General features: G+C 70.0%; 10 protein-coding genes. 6 read left to right on the top strand and 4 right to left on the bottom strand.

All coding sequences use genetic code 11. The annotated features are described in order from the left end of the window. Both D7V88_RS28955 and D7V88_RS28960 read left to right on the top strand, forming a co-directional pair. Positions 1–1,248 (top strand): HlyD family secretion protein (locus D7V88_RS28955; RefSeq protein WP_147448906.1); only part of this gene is annotated, 1,248 nt, incomplete at its 5' end. Between the two features lie 3 nt (positions 1,249–1,251). After that, positions 1,252–2,802 carry a DHA2 family efflux MFS transporter permease subunit gene (locus tag D7V88_RS28960; RefSeq protein ID WP_244238459.1) on the top strand — a complete coding sequence of 517 codons (1,551 nt, stop codon included), beginning with the start codon at positions 1,252–1,254 and terminating at the stop codon, positions 2,800–2,802. A 91-nt stretch (positions 2,803–2,893) separates the two neighbouring features. Here the strand turns inward: D7V88_RS28960 and D7V88_RS28965 are convergent, their stop codons facing one another. Continuing rightward, positions 2,894–4,432 (bottom strand): ricin-type beta-trefoil lectin domain protein, encoded by a 1,539-nt coding sequence (locus D7V88_RS28965; protein WP_120543861.1) that lies wholly within the window; start codon positions 4,430–4,432, stop codon positions 2,894–2,896. A 192-nt stretch (positions 4,433–4,624) separates the two neighbouring features. Continuing rightward, positions 4,625–5,707 (bottom strand): polysaccharide lyase family 20 protein, encoded by a 1,083-nt coding sequence (locus tag D7V88_RS28970; protein WP_120543862.1) that lies wholly within the window; start codon positions 5,705–5,707, stop codon positions 4,625–4,627. Between the two features lie 516 nt (positions 5,708–6,223). Here D7V88_RS28970 and D7V88_RS28975 point away from each other — a divergent pair. Next, entirely contained in the window at positions 6,224–8,980 is a 2,757-nt protein-coding gene (locus D7V88_RS28975) for a CHAT domain-containing protein (protein WP_120543863.1), read from the top strand. 9 nt (positions 8,981–8,989) lie between these two features. Here the strand turns inward: D7V88_RS28975 and D7V88_RS28980 are convergent, their stop codons facing one another. Continuing rightward, positions 8,990–9,997: a cupin-like domain-containing protein gene (locus tag D7V88_RS28980; RefSeq protein ID WP_120543864.1), complete on the bottom strand. Its 1,008-nt coding sequence runs from the start codon at positions 9,995–9,997 to the stop codon at positions 8,990–8,992. Between the two features lie 435 nt (positions 9,998–10,432). On the opposite strand from D7V88_RS28980, the gene D7V88_RS28985 reads away from it, so the two are divergent. From D7V88_RS28985 to D7V88_RS28995, 3 genes are all read left to right on the top strand, one after another. Continuing rightward, positions 10,433–10,990 carry an RNA polymerase sigma factor gene (locus tag D7V88_RS28985; RefSeq protein ID WP_120543865.1) on the top strand — a complete coding sequence of 186 codons (558 nt, stop codon included), beginning with the start codon at positions 10,433–10,435 and terminating at the stop codon, positions 10,988–10,990. Continuing rightward, entirely contained in the window at positions 10,987–11,856 is an 870-nt protein-coding gene (locus D7V88_RS28990; RefSeq protein ID WP_120543866.1) for a zf-HC2 domain-containing protein, read from the top strand. The genes D7V88_RS28985 and D7V88_RS28990 overlap by 4 nt, the downstream gene beginning before the upstream one ends. A 130-nt stretch (positions 11,857–11,986) precedes the next feature. Then, complete coding sequence (locus D7V88_RS28995; protein WP_120543867.1) at positions 11,987–13,621, top strand: acetate--CoA ligase; 1,635 nt, start codon at positions 11,987–11,989, stop codon at positions 13,619–13,621. Positions 13,622–13,642: 21 nt separating this feature from the next. Here D7V88_RS28995 and gnd read toward each other — a convergent pair whose 3' ends face one another. Then, a complete protein-coding gene (gene gnd, locus D7V88_RS29000; protein ID WP_120543868.1) occupies positions 13,643–15,070 on the bottom strand; it encodes an NADP-dependent phosphogluconate dehydrogenase in 1,428 nt (475 codons plus the stop codon). Positions 15,071–15,217 lie beyond the last annotated feature (147 nt).

Here is a 15,217-nt window from a genome sequence, read left to right on the forward strand (position 1 = left end):
GTTCCCGCCGAAGCCCCCGTCGCCCCGCAGCCTGCGAAGCGCTCCCGCGCGAAGCAGGTGCTGCCCCTCCTCGTGGGCGTGGCGGTGCTGGGCGGGGGCGCGCGCTTCCTCCTCACCCACGGCCACGAATCCACCGACGACGCCCAGGTGGAGGGCCGCATCGCCAACGTGTCCCCGCGCGTGTCGGGGCAGGTGGCTCGCGTATTGGTGAATGACAACCAGGCGGTGATGGCCGGCGACGTGGTGGTGGAGCTGGACCACGCGGACCTGGACGCCCGGCTGGAGGTGGCCCGCGCGGACGTGATGAGCGCGGAGGCCCAGCTCACCAACGCCCAGGCCCAGCTCACCCTCACGGAGACCAACGCGGGCGCCACCCTGCGGCAGGCCCGCGCGGGTGTCACCCAGGCCTCCAGCGGCATCAGCTCCTCCAAGGCGGCGCTCGACCAGTCCCGCGCGGACGTGGCATCTTCAGAGGCGCGCTTCAAGCTGGCGGAGACGGACCTGGGCCGCGTGAAGCAACTGCGCGAGCAGGGCGCGCTGTCGCAGTCCGACCTGGACACGCGTCAATCCGCGTTCGACCAGGCCAAGGCGGCCTTGGATCAGTCGCGCGCGCGGCTTGCGTCCACGGAGGCCGGCATCACCAGCTCGTCCGGTGGCCTGGAGGCCGCGCAGGGCAAGCTCACCGCGGCGGAGACGGGCCCCGTGCAGGTGCAGTCCGCGAACGCCGCGCTCAAGCTCGCGGAGGCCCGCCTCAAGCAGACGCGCGCCGCGCTGACGCTGGCGGAGCTGAACGTGTCCTACGCCCAGGTGCGCGCCCCGGTGGACGGCGTGGTGAGCCGCCGCACGGTGGAGGTGGGGCAGATGGTGGGCCCGGAGCGTCCGCTGATGGCCGTCGTGCCGCAGAACGACCTCTGGGTGGTGGCCAACTTCAAGGAGGACCAGGTCGGTGAGATGCGTCCGGGCCAGCCGGTGGACGTGAAGGTGGACGCCTTCGGGGGCCACGCCTTCCGCGGCCACGTGGACAGCCTCGCGGGCGCCAGCGGTGCCCGGTTCGCGCTGCTGCCTCCAGACAACGCGTCCGGCAACTTCGTGAAGGTGGTGCAGCGCATCCCGGTCCTCATCCGCTTCGACGGGGACTTGAAGGCGCTGCCCATCAAGCCGGGCATGAGCGCCTACGTGACGGTGGACACCGGCTCGGAGCCGGAGCCCCACAAGACGGCGGCGGTGGACGTCCGGAAGGCGGAGTAGCCCGTGGACGCGCGTCGCGACGTCATCCAGGGCTCCAAGGCGGGCATCACCATCGCCGCCATGGCGGCGGCGCTGATGTCCGTGCTGGACATCTCCATCGTCAACGTGGCGCTGAGCGACATCCGCGCGAGCTTCGGCACGCCGTTGGATCAGATCGCCTGGGTGTCCACCGGCTACATGATGGCCAACGTGGTCGTCATTCCGATGACGGGCTGGCTCCAGCGCCGGTTCGGCTTCCGCAAGTACTTCACCTTCTCCATCCTGCTCTTCACCCTGGCCAGCGTGCTGTGCGGCCTGTCGTGGAACCTCCCGTCGCTCGTCGCCTTCCGCATCCTCCAGGGCATGGGCGGCGGTGCCATCATCCCCACCTCGCAGGCCATCCTCTTCGCCCGCTACCCGCGCGAGGAGCACGGCATGGCGGGCGCGCTCTTCGGCCTGGGCGCCGTGACGGGGCCGCTGTTGGGGCCCACCGTGGGCGGGCTGCTCATCAACGCGGCGAGCTGGCACTGGATCTTCCTCATCAACGTGCCGGTGGGCCTCTTCGCCGCGTACATGGCGTGGCGCTCCATCGACCAGCCCCACTTCGAGCGCTCCACGGAGAAGGTGGACAGGAACGGCATCGCGCTGCTGGCGGTGGGCATGGCCTGCCTCCAGTACGTGCTGGAGGAGGGCAACCGCGAGGACTGGTTCGACAGCAAGCTCATCACGCTGCTGGCGGTCATCGCGGGCATCGCGCTCATCACGTTCGTCATCCATGAACTGGAGACACCCAGTCCGGTGGTGGATTTGAGGGTGTTCGCCAACCGCTCGTACACCGCGGCCACGGGGGTGAACTTCCTCGTGGGCACCGCGCTGTTCTCCGGCTCGTTCCTGTTCAGCCTCTTCTGCGGTTCGGTGATGCGCTACGAGGCGTTGGACATCGGCCTCATCTTCCTCAAGGGCAGCGCCATCCAGATCCTGCTGATGCCGCTCATCGGCAAGTTCGGTGGGAAGATCGACGGGCGCTTCCTGGTGGCCCTGGGCGTCATCGGCATGAGCGCGTCGCTGTGGGCCAACGGCCACCTCACCACCCGGGTGGACGAAATCACGCTGATCACCCCGGTGTTCATCCGCGCCTGTTCCATGGGCTTCATCTTCGTGCCGCTGTCGGTGATGGCGCTCAGCAACCTGCGTCCGGAGCAGCGCGGCAACGCGGCGGGCCTCTTCAACCTGACGCGCGAGCTGGGCGGCTCCATTGGCACCGCTTGGATGAGCAGCGCGCTCAGCCGCACCACCAAGGCCCACTTCACCGCCATCACGTCGCACGTGGACGTGTACGGGCAGGTGGCCCAGGAACAGTTCGCCCAGTTGAAGGGCGCCATGGCCGCCAGGGGCGTGTTGGATCCCACGGGCGCGGCGATGGGGCTGCTCGGGCAGCGCGTCAACGCGCAGGCACTGGTGCGGGCCTTCAACGCGAACTTCCTCATCCTCGCCGTCGTCTTCGCCTGTGCGCTGGTGCTGGTCGGCATGCTCCAGAAGCCGGACCCCACGGTGAAGGTGGAAGGCGCGCACTGATGGCGCTGGCGGACGGCTGGAAATGACAACGCGCGGGCCCGGATGTTTTCGGGTCCGCGCGTTTCGTTACGTCAGGGGATGCGGGGGACGACTACCGGCGCCACTTCTGCGCGCTGGAGCCGTTGCACTCCCAGAGCTGCAGGGGGGTGCCGCTGGCGGAGTTGCCGCCGGACACGTCCACGCACTTGTTGGCCTGGGGGTTCACCAGGTCACCCGCGCCGGAGAGGATGAACTGCTGCGCCGGGTTGCCGGAGCACGTCACAAGCTGGATGGCCGCGCCGTTGTCGCGCGAACCCCAGGCCACGTCCATGCACTTGCCGAAGGCGCGCACGGTGCCGTCCGACATGAAGGTCCACTTCTGCGCGTTGGTGCCGTTGCAGTCCCACAACTGCAGGCGGGTGCCGTCGGTCGTGTTGGAGTTCGGCACGTCGATGCACTTGTTGGCCAGGCCGATGAGGGGGCCGCCCGTGCCGCCGCCGCTGCCCGTGGTGGTGAGCGACAGGCCGTACGCGCCCAGGATGGGGTTGAGCGGCTGGAAGAAGGTGGTGCCGCCGGTGGAGCAGTTGCCGGAGCCGCCGGACGTCACGCCCTGCGCCTGGTTGCCGGACAGCCACGAGCCGCCGGAGTCACCGCCCTCCGCGCACGCGTTCGTCTGGGTGAGGCCGTACACGAGGCCCGCCGAGTAGCTGACCGTGGCGTTCTTCGCCTGGATGACGCCACAGCGCCAGCCGGTGGTGGAGCCCGAGCGACAGACGGAGGCGTTGATGCCCGCCTCCTGCGCGCCCTGCACCAGCACGTTGCCGCCCGCGTAGTTGTTCACCCACGGCTGCGAACCCCAGGAGCCGTTGGTGCGCACCCAGGCGAAGTCGTTGCCGGGCCAGTTGGCCGACACCACCGTGCCCTGGCCCACGCCGTTGAAGCCGCTGGTCCCCGTGCCCGCGCCGCCGCAGTGGCCGGCCGTCACGAAGCCGCCCGCCACCGAGAAGCCGATGGAGCAGCGCGCGTTGCCCGGGTAGTACGCGTCACCGCCGCGCAGGTCGTACAGGGGCTTGAACTCCTCGCGCGAAGGCACCACGCGCACCGCGTCGCTCTTCACGCCCGCCTTCGCCAGGAAGTCCGTGCCGCCCGTCAGCGCGGAGTCCTGCGCCAGCACCACCACGCTGTTGGTGGTGACGTCCACGTACCACGCATGCACCGTGCGGCCGGCCGACGTGCCCGCGCGATCCAGCTCCGCCTTCACCTGCTCCAGCGCCGCCTGCGTGTGCTTGACCTTCTGGGCCACCGCGCCCGCGCGCCGCACCAGGGCCGCGTCCGCGTCCGTGGTGACGCCCACGACCAGTTGGCTGCCGTCCGCGTTCATCCACGCGCCGCCAAAGCGCTCACCCAGCTCCGTGCGCAGCGAGCCTTCCACCCGCACCGCCGCCGCTTCCGCCGCCAGCCGCCGGCGCGCGCCGTCCGCCGTGAGGCCCAGGTCCCGCTGCATCGCGGAGAGGATCTCCGGCGACGCGTCCAGCGCGAACGCCGTGTCCTGCTGGGACGAAGCCGCCAGCGCCACGGACGGGATGACACCCAGGGTCGCGCCTGCGAACAGCGCCGTCGCGGTGGAGAACAGACCGAAGCTCCGCTTCATCGGGTCCTGCCTTTCGTGCTGCGGGGGAGGCGTGAAGGCAAACCCGATTGAGCCCTGGAGGTCAATCAATTCAAGGATTAGTAAAAATCTCTGACATATTTGCGTCATCGAAGAAAGTGAGAGAAACGAAAATGGCCCGGCGCGCCATGAGGGCGCACCGGGCCTGAGACTTGCTTCGGTATCAGGTGAAAGTCAGCGCTTCGACGCGTTGCTCCGCGCGCGGGCGGGGGCCCGGCGACGGCGCAGCGTGACGGCGCCGAGCATCAACAGCGCGGCGGCGAAGGGCAGGGTGCCGGAGGTGCCGGACGCGCTGCACCCGCCCGCCACCGGCTCACCGAGGGATGAGTCCCCGGGCAGGCCGTTGGGGTTGTTGGAGATGGGCGTGGTGGTGCCCGTGGGCGCCTGGCCGCCGATGTTGGGCAGCGTGGTGACGGGCGCTTCAGGCGTGGGCGTCACGGGGACTTCCGCCACGGGGGGCGTGGTGGAGGGGTCCTCGTTCGGGATGGTGGTGTCGTCCGGCACGGGCGTGGGCGCGGGCGTGGGCTCCACGGGCACCGGCGTGGGCGCGGGGGGCATCACGTCCTCCAGGGTGGAGGCCATGGTGAAACCGTCGTGGTAGATGGTCCCTTCGGGCTTGATGGCGTCGTCGCGGTACAGGCCCATCTTCAGGTAGTTCAGCTCCTTGCCGAACTGGTTGGCCCCGTAGGTCTTCGGCAGGGCCAGCTTCCCGTTGTGGTACAGCTCCACGAAGCCGACCTTCTTGTCCGCGGACCACTTCACGTGCAGCACGAAGTCGTGCCAGTTGCCCTGATTGATGGACGTCTGCCAGAGCACGGGCGTGGTGTTGCCGCCCACGCGCAGGTTGATCTTGTCCCCGCGCACGAAGAACTCCAGCGGCGGTGAGCCGCAGCAGCTCTCCTGGTGCCACTGGGTGATGACCTGCCAGGAGTCATGGACGGGGTAGTTCTTCGGAAACAGCGTGCTCCACTTGTAGAAGTACTCCTTCCCCTGCGTCTCGTGGGTCAGGTACAGCAGCTCGTTGCGATTGCCGCTGGCGTTGATGGGATCATCGCCCTGCTTCACGACGGCCTTGAGGGCGTACTTCCCATCGCGCACCATGTCCGTCACGACCTGCAGACGGCTGGAGGCAACGGTCTGGCTCCGGGTCCACTGGGACGTGTTGCCGGTCTCGAAGTCGCCCTTCCAGAGGATGCCCGCGGATGCGAGGGCGGGCATGAGGGAGGCCGCGGCGACGAGTCGAAGGAGTTGCTTCAAACAGGGGTCCTTTCGGTCCGGGTTGGGCGGAGGGGACACGTGGCGCGCGAAACTCCTTCCCGCGCGTCCCCGCCTGCCAAGCCCCTGTCGTCCGTGGGCTCCCTGGGCCGCCTGCTGGGGCGGTAGGGACACAGGGCCCTGCCGCCCGTCACTTCCCCAGGCATGCCGAAGCGCGTGATTCCGGGAGGATGCGGGCGCTCAAACCTTCTGATGGCAGCAGCCATGCAGGCGGGCCCTCGAGCGTCATCCCCCCAACAGCCTGACGGCCCGGCGTTCCGTCCCCCACTCGCGTCAGCGGTGGGAAGACAGGTCTTTTTCAAGATCGGCGGACATGCCCGTCTATTGATTCGTGGGGACCGAAAAACATCCGGCGTGCATGAATTTCCGGCGGCTTGCTGCCCAGCGCGTCATGGGACGCCCGGCGGGTGGGGGCGAGGCCAGGTCGGCGTTCGTCGGAGGTTGGTGTAGAACGGGCGGGAGGGGCGCCAGCAAGGGGGAGGCGCCCGAGGGGACCGCATGGTGAAGCCGGCGAAGAAGATGCTCTGGGCGCTGGCGCTGGCCATCCCATTGATGGCGGCCGGAGTCGCGGCCCTGAAGCCCGCGGCGTCCCCGCCGTCCGTCCCCGACAGCTTCTGGGTGGAGCGCAGGGCGGCGGCCCGCATCGAGTCCCGGCTCACGCACGCGGAGGCGGACCGCTACCGATCGCGCGCGCCCGCCGGAGGCTGTCCCGTGCCGGCCGAGCCGATGCCCCTGGGCCCGCTCGCTCGCATGGAGGCCCGGGAGGACTGGGGCGGCATCGCGGCGGCGTACGCGCTGGAAGCGGAGTGGAACCAGGCGGCCTCCTTCCTGGAGCGCATGCCGGCCTCCCCGGAGCGCGACAGCGACCTGGGCGCGGTGGCGCTCGCGCGCGGCGACTTCGAACGGGCACTGCGGCTGCTGGATGGCGCGCTCGCGGCGAAGCCGACCCTGCCGCAGGCGCTGTGGAACCGCGCGCTGGTGTTCCGGGAGATGGGCCTGACGCTGCGCGCGTCGGAGCTCTTCGAACAGGTGGCGAAGCTGGGCGAGCAGGGCTGGAGCCGCGAAGCCCATGCCCAGGCGCTGTCCCTGCGTGAGAGCACGCTGGAGCGCCAGCGTCAGTGGAAGGCGGCGCGCGAGGCGACGCTGGCCCTGGTGGAGGACGCGAACGCGCCGCTGCCGCTGGACGCCGCCCGTCAGCTTCCGGGCACGGTGCGCGGCGTCTTCTATGACGTGGTGCGCACCGCGGCATCCAAGGAGCGCGCACTGGCGCTGATGCCGCTGGCGAAGGAGTTGGATCGGTTGCAGGGCGGCAGCACGCTCGCGGACTACGTGCAGCGGGTGTCGAAGCGCGACTTCACCCGTCGCGGGGAGCTGGCGCGGCAGTACGCGGCGGCGATGCGACCGGGCGGCACGGTGCCCGACGGCTTCCTGGACAAGGCGCGCCTGCCCGGTGACGAAGACCTCTACATGGGGGCCATCCTCCGCACGCGCAACGGCACGATGAAGAACCTGAAGGACGTGCTGGAGCGCATCAAGCGCCTGGATGATCCGTGGTTCACGTACCAGGCGGAGCGTGACCAGGCCTACAAGGAGGTCGCGGACGGCGCGTGGTGGAAGGCCGAACAGCGGCTCTTCTCCGCGCTCCAGCACTGCCGCGAGGGCACGTTGACGGTGCGTTGCCTGGAGCTGGAGCGACGGCTGGCGGTCTTCTACTACGACATGCAGCGCGTGACGGAAGCGGAGCAGCACGCGCGCATGCTGTGGGCGGGCGCCCGGCAGCTTCGCGAATGGGACCTGGAGTTCAACGCGCTGGAGTCCCTCTCCCAGGTGGCGCGCTCCCGCAACGACCTGGGCAGCGCCCGCGCCTATCTGGAGGAATGGATGGCGCGCGGCCCCACGCGAAACTGCGCGTGGCCCCACGTGCAGTTGGCGCACCTGCACTACCTGGACCTGCGGCCGGCGGACGCGCGGCGTGAGCTGGACATCGCCGCAGCCTGCGCCGACAACCGCATGGAGCTGGTGTTCGGCGCCACGCTCGCGGAGCTGACGCGCTCCGGCTCCGGCCCCAATGACGCCGAGTGGCTGGGCCGCGTCACCTCCAACGCCGTGTCGGGCCCGGCGGTGCTGGGCGGCGACCGCGCCTATGCGCACTATCTGGAGGGCCGCTTCTTCCTGGATCAGGACCGGACCCGGGGCGAGGCGCTCTTGAAGACCACCATCGCGGAGGCGGATGCGCTGCCGCGCGGGGATGCGCTGGCGCGCGAGTCCTGGGCGCTCAGCCATTCGTCGCTCGCGGTGGACGCGGGCCGCGCGGGCGAATTCCCCAAGGTGGTGACGTTGATGGCCGCGCAGTTGGGCACGCCCGTGCCCACGCGCTGCGCGCTGGCCGCCAGCGTCCACGCCGAGCGCGCAGTGCTGGTGGCGCTGGGCCCGAAGGGTGAGGCGTTGGGGCACTACGACGCCGCGCGCAAGGAGCCCTTCGCGCGGGCGGATTCCTCCCGGCTGGTGCCGGAGGCCCTGCGCAAGACGCTCTCCGGCTGCGACCGGGTGGACGTGCTCGCGTGGGCCCCCGTCTTCGGCCGCACCGACCTGCTGCCGGCGGACATCGCGTGGAGCTTCCGCCTGGGCCGCGCCCAGGGGCCGCGTCCCTCGCCGGGCGCCAGTGCTTCGCGCCGTCTGGTGGTGGCCGGAGTGGATGCCCCGTCGCTGTTGCAACTGCCGCGGCTTCCCGCGTGGACTCCGGACGCGGAGCCGGGGGCCGCGCCGCCGGACGTGCTGTCCGGTTCGGACGCCACGCCCTCGCGCGTGCTGGCCCGCATGGCGGACGCCACGGAGATTGAAATCCACGCGCACGGCATCACCGACCCCAGCATCTCCGGTGCGTCTCTGGTGGTGTTGTCGCCGGAGGTGAACGGCCGCTACGCGCTCACCGCGGACGTGGTGCGCGAGCAGCGGCTCACCGGTTCGCCCACCGTGTTCCTGGCCGCGTGCAGCGCGGGCCGCACCACGGCCCTGCAGAGCACGGAGCCCTTCAGCCTGCCGGCGGCCTTCATCGACTCTGGCGCCCGCGCGGTGCTGGCCTCCACGGTGGACATCCCGGACGCGGCGGGGCGCTTCTTCGACGGCGTCCGTCGCCGGATCCACGCGGGGACGCCCGCCGCCGTCGCGCTGCGCGACGAGCGTCAGGCGTGGCTGGCCCGCGATGCGCGCGCCGCGTGGACTCGCTCCGTGCTGCTGGTGGAGAAGGCGGACTGACTGACGCGGCTAGAAGGGGGCCTCCAGGTGCGTGTTGCCGCCGGGGATGAGGAAGTGGTGGAAGGTGACGCTGGCGCTCACGTCCAGCGCCTTCACCCAGTGCCACCAGCCCACGGGCAGGAACACCATGTCCCCGGGCTCCAGCACCGTCTCCAGCACGGAGGCCTGCGCGAACAGCGGGTGCGCCGTCAGGTCCGGCTTGCCCGCGTCCACGTGGCTGAAGGTGCCCCGGTGCGGGTAGACGCGGTGGCGCTCGTAGGACGGCACCAGCTTCACGTGCTTGCGGCCCATCACCTGGCCCAACAGGATGTTCATGTTGTCGTGGTGCAGCGGGGTGACGGTGCCCGCGGGCCCCAACAGCAGCGTCATCATGTCCGCCTGCAACGACGGGTCGATGAGCCCTTCGGGGGCGCGCAGATCCTCGCGCAGCGAAGAGAGCCCCTCGTGCCGCCAGTTATCGTTGCGCGGCACCATGTAGTAGTCGTTCGTCTCCTTCCCGGACTCCACCATGGAGAGGAAGTCCGCGAAGGGCATCCGCGTGCGGTGCCGGTCGTGCTGGGCCGCGTGCTCCGGGTTCGCGTCGCGCCCCATCATCACCTCCACCTCCACCGGCCCGAAGTGTTCGCGGAAGTAGCCCAGCGACCACTTCTGGAGCGCTGGCCAGTCCTTCATCAGCCCGCGCAGCACCACCGGTCGGTGGCCGAAGTAGTAGCGGCGGAAGAACTCCTCCGGCGACAGGTGCTCGCGCACCTCCAACTGGCGGCCCCCGTCCTGGGAGCGCAGCTCGCTGTAGACGTCCATCAGCGACTCCAGCCACCCGAAGTGCCGGGCCACCTGGAGACACGCCTGGAAGTAGGGGTGCTTTCGCACCGCCTCCATCTCCTCGTGGGCCAGCGTCGGATCCACGCCCGCACCCACCAGGACCTGTTGCACTTCTTCCGACCCTACCCCCAGGGCCAGATTCTCAGCCAGCCACTGACGCCACTCCGGACGCAACAGGGACTTGTCCTCGTTCATTCGGAACTCCTTGAAATTCTTGAAGGATTGGCCCGAAGGGGCCCCCTCCTGCCAGTGCTCCAGGGCGTGCTATGGACTGGCCCCGTCCGTCTTTTTCTACCCATCCCAGGCTTACGCCGGACTTCCGTCGTACCAGGAGAAGCAATCCATGACCCCCGGAGACGTGTCCTCTGCCCGACCCGGAGCTTTCGAGCCCGACCACAGCGCCCCACACGTGAAGGGCTCGTACGTGAACTGCGAGCAGCGCGATCCGCGCCCGCGCAGGCGTCCGTTGCCGCCGCCTTCGGTTCCCGCCCTGCTGGAGGGGGCAGAAGTCGCCCGGTGAGCGTCCGGCCCGGCGGGCCTGTCCGCGCTTCCGGGCATTTTTCTCTCAAGAAACAAAGCGCTCGGCGTCTTTAGTCAGGAAGCCCACCAGTCACTTCGGGTCCTTGCGTCATGGCCAACCTCTTCAACCGGGAACGGCGCCATTTCGAGGCGTTCAGCCTGCGACACCGGCCCAGCCTGCTGGCCGTGGCGCGCCGGTTGTGCGCTCGCGGCGTCCTGGATCCAGAGGACCTGGTCCAGGAGGCCTTCGAGCGGGCGATGCCGGAGTACGGCCACCTGAAGGACCGCACGGAAGCGGCGTGCGCGGCGTGGTTGTGCACGACGATGACGAACCGGTTCCTCGACCACTGCCGAAGGCAGCGGACGGAGATCCGGGGGCTGCCGCACCTGGCGCTGGTGCAGGACCTGCCAGCGACGGGGGATGGGGAGCAGGAGAACTGGGAGCTGGTGGGCAATGACGCCTTCCAGGCAGCCATCGAGCAGCTCAAGCCGCACCTGCGGGATGCGTACAAGCTGCACGCGGAAGGCCTCCGCTACCAGGCCATTGCCGAGAAATTCAACGTCCCCGTAGGCACCGTGGGCAGCTGGCTGACGCTGGCGCGCCGGGACCTCAGGGAACTGCTGCTTCCGAGCGTCGCCGTGGCCCGGGAGCGGGGAGTCCAGGTATGAACGCGCATTGCACGAAGCTGCATCTCTTCATGGACGGAGAGCTGTCCGAAGCGGATGCGGAAGGCTTCCGGCACCACCTGCCGCGCTGCCCCGCCTGTGAAAGCGGCCTCCGCGACCTGCTCCAGTTGGAGCTGCTGGCGGCGCGCGCGCTGGGCACGGGCGCCGTGGAGCAGCCCGTGGAACAGCCTCGGGGCAATGTGGTGGCGCTGGGCGCGTGGGTGCGCCGCAATGCGCGCGTGGTGGCGCCGCTGGCCATGGCCGCCAGCCTCTGCGCCGTCATGGTGCCGCGCATGATGCCGGCGCCGGAGATTCCGGCGGTGGTCTTCCTGGAGAACCAGTCCACGCGTGCGCTGGAAGGCCGCGTCTCCCATGCCCGCGCGGACCAGTGGCGCCCCTACGTGCCCATGCGCGGCAACAATGGTCCTGGCGCGGAGGCCTCCGAGGCCCCGGCCCCGACCCCCCTTCCGCTGCGCCCGTTGGCGGAGATGGAGGAGCGCAAGGAGTTCCGCGGCATCGTCGCGGCCTACGTGCTGCACGGCCAGTGGCAGCAGGCGCAGGCGGTGCTGGTGCGTGAGCCCGCGTCGCACGCTCGCGACAACGACCTGGCGGTGGTGGCGCTGCACGACAGCCGCTTCCAGGAAGCGCTGAACCTGTTGGACCCCGTGGTGCGCGCGGAGCCGAAGCATGCGCAGGCCCTGTGGAACCGCGGCCTCGCGCTGTACGGGTTGAAGCAGTTCGAGCGCGCCGCGCGTGACTTCGAGCAGGTGGCGGCCCTGGGTGAGCCCGGCTGGAGCGATGATGCGCGCGGTCGGGTGGACGAAGCGCGCGCGCAGGCGCAGCGCCAGCGCGGCACCTCAGCGCCTTAGCTTCTTCGCGGTGCCCTTTACCGCGCGCTGGAGCGTCCACCATCGGGCGCCCCGCGCGGGAGTTTCGCCTTCGGACACGGGATGACGTGTCAGGCTCCTGGGGTTGTCGGAACACTCCAGGAGCTTGCCCATGCCCGAGTCCTCCCCCCGCGCCTCCGCCGACTACGAGACCGCCCGCCGCGACTTCCGGTGGGAGCGGCCCGGCCACTTCAACTTCGCCACCGACGTCATCGACCGGCACGCGGCCGAGCGGCCCCAGGCCCCCGCGCTCCAGTGGTCCGACGAGTCCGGGCGCTCTCTGTGCTTCACCTTCCAGGAGTTGAAGGAGCGCTCACTGCACGCGGCGCGCTTCCTCACCGGGCTGGGCCTGAAGCGGGGCGACCGGGCCTTCATCCTGATGCCGCGCGTGCCGGAGTGGTGGTTCCTGGTGTTGGGGTGCATCCGCGCCGGCATCGTCTTCATGCCCGGCACGCCCATGCTCACCGCCAAGGACATCCGCTACCGGTTGGAGGCCGCCAGCGCGAAGGCTGTCCTCACCGACTCAAGCTGCCTGGACCGCTTCGAGGGCGTGATGGACGTGGCGGGCGTGACGACGTGGGTGTCCACCGGGGACGCTCCCGCGCCGTGGACGCGCTACACGTCGGAGGCGCTGGCGGAAGGCCAGGCCGTGGCGTTCCCGCCGACGCGCGCGGAGGATCCGCTGCTCATCTACTTCACGTCCGGCACCACCGGCATGCCGAAGATGGTGCAGCACACGCAGGCCAGCTACGGCCAGGGCCACCTCATCACCGGCCGCTACTGGTTGGACCTGCGGCCGGAGGACCGGCACCTGACGCTCAGCGACACCGGCTGGGCGAAGTGCGCGTGGGGCAAGCTCTTCGGTCCGTGGAGCGAAGGCGCGTGCAACGTCGTCTACGACTTCCGCGGGCGGTTTGATCCGGTGGCCTTCCTCAAGGTGCTGGAGCGCGAGCGCGTCACCACCTTCTGCGCGCCGCCCACCGCGTGGCGTGCGTTGGTGTTGCAGGACCTGAAGGCGGTGGACCTGTCCTCGCTGCGCCACACGGTGAGCGCGGGCGAGCCGCTCAACCCGGAGGTCATCGAGACGTGGAAGGAGGCCACCGGGCTGTTCATCCGCGAAGGCTACGGCCAGACGGAGACGGTGGTCATCGTGGGCATGTTCCCGTCGCTGGAGCCGCGCATGGGCTCCATGGGCAAGCCGTCCCCCGGCTTCACCGTGGGCGTCATCAACGAGCAGGGCGAGGAGGTGGCGGACGGACAGGAGGGCGACATCGCGGTGCGCGTGAAGCCGGAGCGCCCGGTGGGCCTGTTCCACGGCTACCTGAATGACGACGCGGCCAATGCGGCCAGCAGCCGGGGCGACTGGTACGTGACGGGCGACCGCGCGGTGCGCGACGCGGACGGCTACCTGTGGTTCGTGGGGCGCTCGGATGACGTCATCAAGACGTCCGGCTACCGGGTGGGCCCCTTCGAGGTGGAGTCCGCGCTGCTGGAGCACCCCGCGGTGGCCGAGTCCGCCGTCATCGGCGTGCCGGACGACAAGATTGGCCAGCGCATCAAGGCCTACGTGCTGCTGACGCCGGGCCACACCGCGTCGCCCGCGCTCGCGCAGGAGCTGCAGGACTTCGTGAAGAAGACCACGGCGCCCTACAAGTACCCGCGTGAGATTGAGTTCGTCTCGGAATTGCCCAAGACGGTGAGCGGGAAGATCCGCCGCGCGGAGCTGCGCGCCACCCAGAAGAAGTAGGCGGCGCGCAGCGGCAGTGGACTACTTCAGCCAGTCCGAGTGCACGAAGCCGGCGTCGGGCTTGTCCCGCCGCTGGTACGTGTGCGCGCCGAACGCGTCGCGCTGGGCCTGGGTGAGGTTCTGCGGCAGCTCCGGGCTGCGGTAGCTGTCCAGGTACGCCAGGCTGCTGCTGAACACCGGCACCGGGATGCCCAGCTTCGTCGCCGTGCCCAGGAGCTTGCGCCACGACGGCGCCAGCTTCTCCAGCACCGGGGCGAAGGCCTCCGACACCATCAGGTTGGGCAGCGCGGGCTGCTGCTGGAAGGCCTCGCGCAGCGGCGTGAGGAGCTTCGCGCGGATGATGCAGCCGCCCCGCCAGATGCGCGCCATCTCCGCCAGCGACACGCCCCACTTGTACTCGTCGGACGCCGCCTGGATGAGCCGCATGCCCTGCGCGTACGTCACCACGCGCGCCGCGTAGAGCGCGTCGTGCGCCCACTGGGCAAGCTGCTGCTGCTCCTCGGAGGAGAGCGACACGGAGGGGCCGTGCAGCTTCTTGCTCGCGGCGACGCGGTCCTCCTTCTGCGAGGACAGGTTGCGCGCATCCAGCGCGGACGCGATGGAAGGCACCGGCACGCCCTTGTCGAGCGCCACCTTCACGGTCCACTTGCCCGTGCCCTTCTGGCCGGCCTTGTCGAGCACCATGTCCACCAGGGGCTTGCCCGTCTCCGGGTCGCGCTTGCGCAGCACCTTGATGGTCGTCTCCAGGAGGAACGATTCGGCGATGCCCTCGTTCCACTTGGAGAACAGGTCCGCCAGGGTCGCGGTGTCCAGGCCCAGGCCGCGGTGGAGCACGTCGTACGTCTCCGCGAGAAGCTGCATGTCCGCGTACTCGATGCCGTTGTGCACCATCTTCACGAAGTGGCCCGCGCCCTCCGGGCCCACGTGGGTGACGCACAGGCCTTCCTCGCTGCGCGCGGCGATGGCCTCCAGCACCGGCTGCACCAGCGCGTACGCGTCCTTGGGACCGCCCGGCATGATGGACGGGCCGTTGCGCGCGCCCTCCTCGCCGCCGGACACACCGATGCCCAGGAAGTGGAAGCCCTTCTCCTTGCACAGGGCTTCGCGGCGCCGCGTGTCCAGGTACCAGGAGTTGCCCGCGTCCATGATGACGTCGCCGGGCGACAGCAGCGGGAACAGCCGCGCCATCATCTCATCCACCGGAGAACCGGCGGTGATCATCAGCAGGATGCGGCGCGGGCGCTCCAGCCCGGAGACGAACGCCTCCAGCTCCGGGTAGCCGGCCAGGGCCTGCTTGGGGTTTTCCTTCTGGACCTTCGCGATGGCCTCCGGGTGGCGGTCCCACACCGCGACGCTGAAACCGTGGTCCGCGATGTTGAGGGCGAGGCTGGCGCCCATGACGCCCATGCCCACCACGCCGAACTGCGCAGGCTTTGTCTGTGTGCCCATGTTCCCTCCGAGCCGCGCCTACCCGTAGGCGGCGGGGTCCAGCATCCACTGCGTGTTCGTCACGTGCGACGCGGGCAGTTGCATATCGCCCTGAAGCACCCGCCGCATGGCGTCCCGCTTGCCCTCACCCGCCACCAGCCCCAGCAC

This window comes from Corallococcus terminator (assembly GCF_003611635.1).
Lineage (GTDB): Bacteria > Myxococcota > Myxococcia > Myxococcales > Myxococcaceae > Corallococcus > Corallococcus terminator.

What these genes read in the sequence shown, in the direction of transcription:
- D7V88_RS28965 (WP_120543861.1), bottom strand. Translation starts at nt 4,432, where the DNA reads ATGAAGCGGAGCTTCGGTCTGTTCTCCACCGCGACGGCGCTGTTCGCA.
- D7V88_RS28975 (WP_120543863.1), top strand. Translation starts at nt 6,224, where the DNA reads ATGGTGAAGCCGGCGAAGAAGATGCTCTGGGCGCTGGCGCTGGCCATC.
- D7V88_RS28980 (WP_120543864.1), bottom strand. Translation starts at nt 9,997, where the DNA reads ATGAACGAGGACAAGTCCCTGTTGCGTCCGGAGTGGCGTCAGTGGCTG.
- D7V88_RS28985 (WP_120543865.1), top strand. Translation starts at nt 10,433, where the DNA reads ATGGCCAACCTCTTCAACCGGGAACGGCGCCATTTCGAGGCGTTCAGC.
- D7V88_RS28990 (WP_120543866.1), top strand. Translation starts at nt 10,987, where the DNA reads ATGAACGCGCATTGCACGAAGCTGCATCTCTTCATGGACGGAGAGCTG.
- D7V88_RS28995 (WP_120543867.1), top strand. Translation starts at nt 11,987, where the DNA reads ATGCCCGAGTCCTCCCCCCGCGCCTCCGCCGACTACGAGACCGCCCGC.
- gnd (WP_120543868.1), bottom strand. Translation starts at nt 15,070, where the DNA reads ATGGGCACACAGACAAAGCCTGCGCAGTTCGGCGTGGTGGGCATGGGC.